The sequence below is a fragment of the Nostoc sp. DedSLP03 genome (genome assembly GCF_034530815.1).
In the GTDB taxonomy this organism is placed as follows: domain Bacteria; phylum Cyanobacteriota; class Cyanobacteriia; order Cyanobacteriales; family Nostocaceae; genus Nostoc.
In genome coordinates, this window is record NZ_JAVRCK010000159.1 from 1 (window position 1) to 9,949 (window position 9,949).

At 41.7% G+C, this 9,949-nt stretch carries 12 protein-coding genes; 5 read left to right on the plus strand and 7 right to left on the minus strand.

The window, feature by feature from the left end:
• Positions 1–239 precede the first annotated feature (239 nt).
• Both RM368_RS36935 and RM368_RS36940 read left to right on the plus strand, forming a co-directional pair.
• A complete protein-coding gene (locus RM368_RS36935) occupies positions 240–473 on the plus strand; it encodes a helix-turn-helix transcriptional regulator (RefSeq protein ID WP_322698656.1) in 234 nt (77 codons plus the stop codon).
• 539 nt (positions 474–1,012) lie between these two features.
• A complete protein-coding gene (locus RM368_RS36940; RefSeq protein ID WP_322698657.1) occupies positions 1,013–1,600 on the plus strand; it encodes a hypothetical protein in 588 nt (195 codons plus the stop codon).
• A gap of 386 nt (positions 1,601–1,986) precedes the next feature.
• Here RM368_RS36940 and RM368_RS36945 read toward each other — a convergent pair whose 3' ends face one another.
• Both RM368_RS36945 and RM368_RS36950 read right to left on the minus strand, forming a co-directional pair.
• On the minus strand, positions 1,987–2,583 hold the full coding sequence (locus RM368_RS36945; protein ID WP_322698658.1) for an ImmA/IrrE family metallo-endopeptidase: 597 nt from the start codon (positions 2,581–2,583) through the stop codon (positions 1,987–1,989).
• Positions 2,580–2,939, minus strand: a complete 360-nt coding sequence (locus RM368_RS36950) for a helix-turn-helix transcriptional regulator (protein WP_322698659.1) — start codon at positions 2,937–2,939, stop codon at positions 2,580–2,582. Before RM368_RS36950 ends, RM368_RS36945 begins: the two co-directional genes overlap by 4 nt.
• A 164-nt stretch (positions 2,940–3,103) precedes the next feature.
• On the opposite strand from RM368_RS36950, the gene RM368_RS36955 reads away from it, so the two are divergent.
• From RM368_RS36955 to RM368_RS36965, 3 genes are read left to right on the plus strand one after another with little or no spacing between them, the layout of a single operon-like run.
• Complete coding sequence (locus RM368_RS36955) at positions 3,104–3,577, plus strand: multiubiquitin domain-containing protein (protein ID WP_322698660.1); 474 nt, start codon at positions 3,104–3,106, stop codon at positions 3,575–3,577.
• Positions 3,552–4,742 (plus strand): ThiF family adenylyltransferase, encoded by a 1,191-nt coding sequence (locus tag RM368_RS36960; protein WP_322698661.1) that lies wholly within the window; start codon positions 3,552–3,554, stop codon positions 4,740–4,742. Before RM368_RS36955 ends, RM368_RS36960 begins: the two co-directional genes overlap by 26 nt.
• A gap of 4 nt (positions 4,743–4,746) precedes the next feature.
• On the plus strand, positions 4,747–5,175 hold the full coding sequence (locus tag RM368_RS36965) for a DUF6527 family protein (protein ID WP_322698662.1): 429 nt from the start codon (positions 4,747–4,749) through the stop codon (positions 5,173–5,175).
• Between the two features lie 476 nt (positions 5,176–5,651).
• On the opposite strand, the gene RM368_RS36970 is transcribed toward RM368_RS36965, so the two are convergent.
• The 5 genes from RM368_RS36970 to RM368_RS36990 all read right to left on the minus strand — a co-directional run.
• Positions 5,652–6,047 (minus strand): DUF1016 N-terminal domain-containing protein, encoded by a 396-nt coding sequence (locus RM368_RS36970; RefSeq protein WP_322698663.1) that lies wholly within the window; start codon positions 6,045–6,047, stop codon positions 5,652–5,654.
• A gap of 153 nt (positions 6,048–6,200) precedes the next feature.
• Entirely contained in the window at positions 6,201–6,935 is a 735-nt protein-coding gene (gene qatD, locus RM368_RS36975; protein ID WP_322698664.1) for a Qat anti-phage system TatD family nuclease QatD, read from the minus strand.
• The gene (gene qatC, locus RM368_RS36980; RefSeq protein ID WP_322698665.1) at positions 6,932–8,260 is read right to left on the minus strand and encodes a Qat anti-phage system QueC-like protein QatC; all 1,329 of its coding nucleotides are present in this window, start codon (positions 8,258–8,260) and stop codon (positions 6,932–6,934) included. The genes qatD and qatC overlap by 4 nt, the downstream gene beginning before the upstream one ends.
• Positions 8,242–8,997, minus strand: a complete 756-nt coding sequence (qatB, locus tag RM368_RS36985) for a Qat anti-phage system associated protein QatB (protein WP_322698666.1) — start codon at positions 8,995–8,997, stop codon at positions 8,242–8,244. Before qatB ends, qatC begins: the two co-directional genes overlap by 19 nt.
• Positions 8,997–9,949, minus strand: a 953-nt coding sequence (locus RM368_RS36990; RefSeq protein ID WP_322698667.1) for a hypothetical protein, incomplete at its 5' end; no start/stop codon positions are given. The genes qatB and RM368_RS36990, both read right to left, overlap by 1 nt.

The following is a 9,949-nucleotide window of genomic DNA, read 5'->3' on the forward strand; positions in this document are numbered from 1 at the left end:
GATGATTTCGCTTTTTTACTATTTGCTTATTCCGGAGAGTGACAGAAGAGGGCTAAATTTACTATTTTCAAGGTTCAATGGTGAGCGCCTCTATATTTAGCTGGGAGGCTGGCGCTTGTTTCCTCTCTTATGATTAAAATACTATCTTTTTAAGTAGTACTTGTCAAGTACTACTTATTATGCAATTATAAAAGCATGAGAAAACTAACCCAGCAAAAGATACTTAAGGAGTAGTGCATGTGGAATTAACATTAATGCGGGTTACGTTTAGTAAAGAGATTCCAGGATTGGGGGAAAAAATTAAAGCTCTTAGAAAAGCTTCTCCTAAATCCTTAACAGAATTAGCAGCAGAGGCAGGTATTAGCACTCCTCATTGGCACAGGGTTGAAAACGAAAAAATTCAGGAATTGCCTATTGAAACATTGCGGAGCATAGAGAAAGCGTTGGGAGCGAAATTAGATATTGAAGTGTGATCTGCTTTTAAAGGGTGGATAACTAAAAGCGCTCGCTCCCCGCCAAGAGCGCGATCGCCTTCACCAGCCTTTCTGTGAGGGATAGCCACGTCTAACTTAGAGAATTTCAAAAGTTAGGCAAGAGTAGCCTTGTGGTGGCATTCGTGAGATTTATCACTAAATAAAGAATTTGAAGCTATCTAAAACCGATATAAATTAGATTTAAACTAAAAGATTATGTATTTTTAAAAGTATTGATTTAAGTATATATAACTATATAAAAACGAAAGATGCTGGCTATTAAACGATGTGCTAGCTCTATCATACTGTCATAAAGTAAAGCTTATGTATAATCCAGCACCATTTTTCCAACCCCTCCTCCAAGATAACCCTCATCTGTTTACTACCGAAGGATTATCCTCACTGCTTTGGGACTGTGTTCACATGAAATTCCCTAACCATCATAAACTCACCTACCCTTCATTACTAAACAAGCAAGTTTACTTGGCGATAGCCGACTGGAGGGTAGTGCTGAAGATAAAGTAATTATTTACCGGATTATGTCTAATCCTCAAGCTTGGTATAACTTTACCAAAGTGCGGCAACAAGGCCAACTCTCTGAAAATATAGGTGAAGAATTTTATTCAGACTTTGGCATTGAAATTTATCTTCAGCACAGAATTATAAACAGTATCCGATGCTTACAAAAAAGCTTAAATATTTCAGGAGTTAGACAAACCAATATTGCTGTGCGCGATCGCTTATTTTCATACCCGACAGTAGAGGATCAGTTAATCACCCTAAATGAAGATCGTGTTACCCTTCAACAAGCTGTACCAGAAATCATCAAGTATTTTGTCAGCCTTATGCAGATGCAGCCTGTATATAAATTATTTTTAGTTGATCGGGAAGAGCAAAAAACTTCCGTTTCAGTCACAGAAGTTGAGAATGCGGCATCAAGCGCAGCCATAGCAGAGATTTCTACAAAGTCCTTCGACAGGCAGCTAACAGGCGCTAACTGTTGGCGCGATAAAAGCGTTAAAAGAGTAGACCCTGACAAAATTCGTCTTACCCTTCATCTCGACTGGGATGAAAACGAGTTCATCTTTTTTGAAGCCCAACACCCGGACTTGAGGAGATTTTCTTGAACCTATCCCACTAATAATATTTGTGCTACAAAGCTTAAGCTTATTGAGAACTGAAAACGAAAAATTAAGGTTTTCAAGCACATTTTATAAAACTAAGTAGGGTTTTTTAGAATAGTGGGTGAGATAGGTTCAACAGTTGTGCAAAAACCTTTGTAAAAAAACAAAGTGCATTTAGTTAAGAGCTAGAGTGGCAAAGCTAGCTAGAGCAGAAACTTAAAGGTAGTAAAAATTTTGGTTTACCTATTTACGCCTATTTCAATCATTAAAAATCTACTCTAGCAAGTTTTACCACTCTAGGTTAAGAGAACTGGTTCCAGGATTAACCGTCCTGGATGAAAAAAGAGGCTGGAAATGGTTAAGAAGTTTCAGGAAAGGAACAGCCATAGCTATGCTTGACGAGATAGTTGCTTTTCTACACCCGTTATGCGTAGTCGGTACTTGTATAATTCCTTACTGACACCAAAGTAATCGGCCGCAGCTTCAATATCCATCTTCTGACGATGCGTGGCAGCAATAGCAGTCCTAGGAAGTAAGAAACAAGCACCTAACCAATCGGCTTCGGCCTCCTGGCGCTTATCAAATGTACGAAAGCCTATGCCAGTGCTGTCAGATACGATGATCTGGGACGATTCATGTTTAAGAAAGATGTGAGCCATCTCGTGCATCAGATCATTGGATTGGCGGGCAACTGAATGGGACGGATTGAGTACGATAATGTCTTTTGTTCCTGAGCGGACGGTAACGGCCGACCATTCATCGCCCTCCGGTGATTGAAGGTAACGAAGCGTTTCGCGGGGTAAGCCTGGCACATTGGCGATTTCCCAGATAAATACATTTAAATATTTTGCGAGTTCGCGTGCAGGCAATGGGTCTGTATCTTTCAGACCTAAATGTGACCTGACCTGAATTGCAGTGTTCTCACATCGCGATTTGAAACCCCGAACGAACAGTGCTTCATCATTTTTTGATACTGGGCCGATCATTCCTCGTCCTCTGCCACGGCAGCTTGATGAATAGCAAGAATTAATGCACCCAAATGTTGCGCGGTCTTTGGACTCATTGTCTTGCCTGCTTTAAAGTGAGCAAGCATTACCGTTTGGTTAGGCTTGGATGCAGTTTTTGTTTCTCCATGCTCCTTATAACCAAGAATTTCTCCAGGATCAACTCTGAGCCAGGCACAAATTTTTGTAAAAGAGTCTAGATCAGGCTGTTTTCCTGCCTCTACCCGTGATAGCGTTGCGGCACTGATATTCATTTCTGCTGCAACTTGTCTTAGTCCTCTGCTACCCCTTCGTTCTTTGATGAGGGGGCCAAGTTGCTCAAGTGTAAGCCTAGCCATAAAAAATCCTTTCGTTCTGTTTCACTATTGCAACACTGTTGCAGAGGTGATATAACAGATTTGAATCACTGAAGCAACGTTGTTGCAGAGATGGAATAGTTTTACTCTATCACGATTAGCATCAAGGGTTTGTATTGTATTAGCTATTTTGGTGTGAGGATTTAATGATGAACGAAAAAGAACACAAGCATGATGTAGGGCATAGTAAAGTCTGTGTCCATATAGATCGTAAGCAGTACGAGTCGCCGAATCCAACAACAGGTTCAGCGCTTTATGTACTTGGGCACGTTCCTCATGGATTCGAGCTGTTTCGGGAGGTGGAAGGAAACCAGGAAGATAAAATCATTCCGAATGATGGAAATGAGATTCATCTCAAAGAAGACGAGCATTTCTACAGCACCAGAGAGTTCAAGATAATCGTGAATGGTCGTCTCAAGGAGATTACTTCAAAGGAATTATCGTTTACCGAGATCGTCTCTTTAGCATTTAGTAGTCCGCCGACAGGTGAAAACATCCTTTTTACAGTTACCTACGAGAAAGGCAAAGGCAGCAAGCCTGAAGGAACTTTAGTCCAAGGACAATCGGTACATATTAAAAACGGGATGATCTTCAATGTCACAGCAACCGATAAATCGTAGCCCTGACCTGAAAAAACTGCGCGATGAAGGGTATGACCTGGAAATCTGCTCCGGCTGTTTGCTGGTGAAGGATGTTCCCTACACAAATTCCAACAGGGAGATCAAGCGCGGGATTCTAGTAATCAAGCTTGTACTCGCCGACGACCAGACGGGCCGCCCCGACACGCACGTCGCCTACTTTTCAGGAGAACATCCCTGTAACGAAGATGGCTCGGAAATCGCGAAAATAAAGCACGGTAGCAACACACATTCGCTCGCTGAAGGCGTGTCCGTCAACCACTCGTTCTCAGCCAAGCCCAAACCTGCCGATTCTTATCCGGACTACTACGCTCAGGTGACGACCTACATTGCCATTCTTTCCGGCCCAGCGCAGAGAATCGATTCCACGGTCACGGCAAAGACCTTTCCCGTGATCGCCCCTGATGGCGATAGTGACGAACCATTCAATTACACCGATACCGCCTCCAGCCGGGCTGAAATTGTCGCAGTCACGAAGAAGATGGCGCTTAAGAAGATCACCATCCTTGGACTTGGTGGCACCGGCTCTTACGTACTTGATCTAGTGGCAAAAACGCCGGTGAAGGAAATTCACCTCTATGACGGGGACACGTTCTATCAGCACAACGCATTCCGTTCGCCGGGTGCGCCGTCCAGCGACGATCTGAGAGCCAGGCAGCCGAAGGCGACCTATTTCAAGAATCTTTACGCGAAGATGCACCGGGGCATCGTCGATCACCCGGTGTACTTGGACGCTGACAATGTGAAGGAGCTGCACGGCATGGATTTTGTCTTTGTGTGCCTGGACAAGGGCAGCGCAAAGAAGCTAATTATCGAGAAATTAGAGGAATTTGGCATTCCTTTCATTGATGTCGGAATTGGTATGTATTTAGGTGATGAATCATTAGGCGGGACACTAAGAGTCACGACCAGCACCATAGAAAAGCGTGAACATATAAATGGGAGAGTTTCTTTTTCAGACGATAACGGTAACAACGAGTATGCTCAAAATATTCAGATTGCTGATCTCAATGCTCTTAATGCAGCATTAGCTGTAATAAAGTGGAAGAAAATACTTGGATTCTACGAAGACTATGAGCATGAACATAACGTTATCTACACGATAGGAGGTAATAAATTGATTAACGACGACCAGTTAAAAGGCTGAAGCGGTGCTTAGACATGAATTTGTTGAATATATCCCTGATAACCTCAATGAGAACACTATCTATGTGTCTGTAAAGTTTGCAACCGTAGCTCATAAATGTTGCTGCGGATGTGAGAACGAGGTTTTTACTCCACTAAGCCCAACCGATTGGAAGTTAATCTTCAACGGTAAATCAATTTCGCTTGATCCTTCAATTGGAAACTGGAGTTTTGATTGTAAATCTCATTATTGGATTAGACATAATAATGTTATATGGGCTGCCCAATGGTCACAAGAAGAGATTGACACTGCCAGAACACATGATCGTTCTGCAAAAGAGAAATACTTTGGAGATGGTTCCAGTAGCGAAACCACAGAGAAACCACAGAACGATAAGCAAAAGCAAAGTTTCTGGATGCAACTAAAACAGTGGTGGTTGCAGTATAGGAAGTGACTGCAATGATACAAAGGTGATGTGGCTCTCAATCTGCATTTCCAGGATAGCAATGCGGCTCCAGCCGTTTCGGATGGGCCTCTGGATGTGTGACTTTAAGAAGATTTTGGACAAGTTTTGGAAGGAGAAGTTGGACAAGTTGCAAGCTGAAATACTTATAACTTCGTTAAGGCATTAATCAAGCGATCATAAGTTTGGAAAAAGAAAATGGACAGAATAACAGAAATGGAAGAAGAAAATGGACACAGATCCACTTAATACTACTCTTGGGCGACTCTTCCCTTGAACCAGATTCCTCACAAGCATTGCTCCCGCGTTGCGATCGCTATTACCAAAACCGTTATCTTGCATATAGACATAGGGGTTGAGCAGTTTAGTTTTCCTTTATGCTATTTTTTAGACGTTTTTAGAAGGAGAAATTGGACATCCATATTTGGAAGGTAAAGTTGGACAACCTGTCCAAAATCTTCTTCAAGTCACAGGATGTACCAAATCCGCTGCTCTATCACGTTTACGCGATCCAGCAAGACACAGCAATGCCGCCAGGGAATTTGTCCACCAACTTGGTGGACAAATGACTCATCCGGGCAGGCTTCCGCGAAAGCTCGCATATATTTAGAGTCACGAGCAGAGAATTCTCTCATCTCCGGGAACTCCCGTTTAAAGTCTTTAGCTAGGCGCTCAATGACTTTAGTGCCCCAGCCTTCCTCCTGCTGGCGTTGTAAAATCTCCCTGCCGATCTGCCAGTAAAGGAGTACTAACTCCTTATTAACAGCAAGTGCCGCCCGCACCTGTGCGGTGCGAATGCGCTGTTTAAGGGTGCTTAGAAAAGCGTCATAGTTGGTCAGTTCAGGAAAAAGGGAATCGGTCACAAGTAGAAGAACGTATCGGGCGGTTACTGTATTTTACATTAGCGGTAATAACCGATTGTGTGTGAATACGCAACTATTTATACTTGTTGAACAATCAAAACCTAATACCTCCTGCGTCGCTTATCTAGCTAAAGCTAAAAATAATCGCTAAAATTATGTAATACTTTTTAATACTGATTGTAAGTTTGAGGTCAAAGTAAACTTTGTCTCGTCAAAACTAATTTGCCATAATTCTGATAGCACAGGTATGGTTTTTTCAACATCCCAAGGCATTAAAATTTTTTGATTAAGGCTTGCGAATGGCCCATCAGTTTCAGTTAATATGCGTTCTTTAGGCATTTGTTTTACTAAAGATTTCCCTTTTTTAGTTGCAAGCATTGCTGGCCCAACTGAAAACCAACATCCCAAAGATATAGCTCTTTTAAGCTGCGTTTGTGTGCCAGTAAACCAGTGCAATATCGGAATCCCTGCATTCTGATACTGAGCAAAACAATCAAGAAAGGAATCAACCGCAGCTCGGCTGTGAATTGACATTATGCGGCCACCAGCTTTTTTTGTAGAACCTAAGATGTGTTCTAAAACATAGAGTTGAATATCTTTATATTGTGCATAGCCTTTACTACCATCTAATCCTATCTCTCCAATGTATTTTGCACCTGATACTAATTCATCAAATAAATCGACCTCCTGATGACGTTCATGTGCCAACTGAGGATGTAGTCCTAAAGAAGTCCTGATGCGCTTACAGCCTTCAGCTAATGCTTTAGTGCCTTGCCATGCTTTTGGTGTAGTTGTGACAGAAAGAACATAAATATTTTTTTGGTCGCACCGCTGAACTACCGTTTTTGGATTGGGATAAAGATCAAGGTGACAGTGCATATCGATCATGAGAGAATTCCCTCCTTTTGTAGAAATTCTTCTACTTCTTTTATCCCACGTAGGAAAACTTGCTTATATTTATCAAATTTTACTGAGTCCAGTGTAAGTGGGCCACTGTCAGATAGCCATGCGTTAACATTTTTTGTTGATAATCGTTGAATTGCTATCATTAAGGCGAATAAATCATCGCGGTTTTTTAGATCATGCTTAACAATTGATAAATTTGGATATTCATATAAAGTTAGGTCTGTAATACCTGAAGACATGAAAGCAGCCCGTCTTATAAGGCAAGGGACACATTTACCACACTGCTTGCCTTTACGCTTCCATTTGCTACAAGATACAGTGCTAAATACAATTTCGTGCAAAACATGCTGATTATTGCATTCACTGAGCATTTCACCCTTTGTTTTAAATTGGTAAGGATTAATAATAGTTGTTTTTATTTGTACAGCATCAAAGATAGATTGTATTAAGCTTAAGAAATAAGGATGTGTTGTTCGAGTGCTTAAAGAACCTACTCTTCTGGAGGTTAGTGGAGCATTTATTGAAATGAATCCATTTTCTGGGACATAGAGTGGAATATTCTCTAATTGATTTACTTTAGCTACAACAAATGCTCCAACCGCTCCAAAAGCTAAAAAGTTCAAGCTCCTTGTACGCATTGTAATATCAGTCTTTCCATTCACTGATAGAGGATTAGCATTGACTGAAAATCGTGAAAATTTGCCCAAAAACTTTTTGGCAATATAGTTTTGGCGGGATTTATCTCCTTTGTAGGCATGGCTTATTAATAAAGGAGACTTATCTTTTTCTATGAGGTCAATTACCCCAATCGCACTGTCAAGACCTCCTGAGAATAAAGATACGCAGTCTTTTCCACGAAGATGGGTTAAGCGATATCTATGATGCCGAGAATAGGGATCAGGTGGGCTATATCCTCCTTCGGTAATTTCTAGGCTCCATAAATCACCACTGAGAAAATGCAAAGCTTTCTCAAGGTTTTGTATCTGGTTTAGCCAAACTGTTGGCTGATATAGAGGAACTTTCAGTCTAATATTTCTTGTCCAGCCATCATCTGCCATTTTTCTTAGGACAAAAGTATCGGCAGCAGTCACTGCTAATGCCAGTGTCATAAAATCAAGTTCGGTGGGTGAGATATAAATCCCTAATCGCTTGATGGGATCTATCAAAGGGCTACCAATAGTTGCAATATTTCCTTGTTGGCGACCATGAAGTCCATATATTTGTACTGGGATTACCTCGTCGGATAATTTTGGAAGACGTTGGGGAATATGATCTACCACTACTGTTATCACTGATATTTCTCCCATTCTGACCATACAGCATTGATGACATCGCGCTGTATCCTAGCTATTTGGCTTTTTGTTAATGACCGAGCATTACCGCTGAACATGGGAGCCATATGGATATCAACCTCAACTTTAATAAGCTCTCTTAATGAGTTCTCCGCTGCAATTGCCTGACTTGGTGTGTCTGCTTTTATCCATGCTTGACCTGCATCTTGTACCACTTGTAAGAAAATACTTTCAGATACATAGACAATCATTGTATTGATAATCATGTCATCAGTAATTGCATTGGGGTCAAAAATAGCTACTCCATCAAGGGCCTCTGCAAGCGCACAATTCATTGCACTACGAATTTTGTCAGAATCTCCTCCAGAGGGAGTTAAGGCTTGAGTGATACTATTGATTGCAGCTTCCGATGGCATTCCAGCCAAAGAGCCTACATCAATAGCAACGTCTCCATCTGCTATACTACCTCCACCAGTCAGGGTGTGATACAGTGCAGCGCCTGCTTTTACTGTATTGCCTAGTCTTCTAGCTGCGGTAGTCCGACCTCCGGTACTTTTCCTCGCGTAGTGTCCTAAAGCTGACTTGAGTGCTGATGGATTGCCAGTACTAACAAAGTTCCCAAATGCTTGGCGAAAAGGTTTAAAGCGTAACGATTGAGGAGTTGGCAAAGGTTGTTGTGGCTGGTCATCCGCCCAAGGTGGTACTAGAGATGATTTGCCTCCAGGGCCAGGATGTGATTGTGATGTCCCCACTATGTGCCCTTATACCACTGTTTATCTTTTAGGGATGCTTTCATCCACGGTTTTTGATCATCAAAACTGTGAATGTACCGACTTAGGAATTTTGCTGCTTCTGGAGAAGAATCGGCAAGTAAACATGCACCTGCAAAACCATCGGGCTGCTTAGTCCAGTCTGATGTTTGCCTTAAATGACTAATAAGCCCTTCCATCACAGGTACTTGTTCTGCTACTGGTAACATTCTTAAAGCGTCTTTTGCAGCAGTAGAGGAAATATTTTTAGTCTTCACAAGTGTTTCCAAGGCTTCGCGGGCATCTGGAGATAACCCAATTGCATAAATACCAATAGGCATAGTCTCTCTAGACAAATAGACTGCTGCCCGTAAATCCACACTTTGTAATTCAGGCTTAAGTTTACTCCATTTTTGAATAAAATCTGAGTTTCTTTCCCAACTTTTTGGTAAGCCAGAAGGAAGTTGCTCCCCATCCAAGGTTTCAAGCTCTTTAAGAATCTTCGGTTTACCTGCTTCAGCGTCAATCAGTCGGTAAAGGTCTGAAGTTGCTTCTGCACCAGCACAGCGCTCAAATATAACCAGCTTGGTGATAATGCCTTCATCTAGAGGCATTCCACGACGTTTTGCAGTTTTTGTTCGCATCTTTACTACATTTAGCAAGCGTTTAACAATGCGAGGATTACCTTGAATACTTGGGGAAGTGGCTAGAATAGGTGTAATTCGATCAGCTAAGTCAAAAGCTTCAACCAAACTTTGATTGCTGGCTGCACCAATTATCTCTAGTAGCTTGTCTGTTTTAATAGGATCTTCTTTCCAAGATTGTTGAAGCGATTGTTCCAACTCACATCGAAATTTCTCCAAGGTGGTGTTATCAATGCGATGTTCGACAGCAAATAACATAAGGTGATTTTTTAAAAAGAAATTACCAGCTAAAGTGGTCGAATCAAGATATC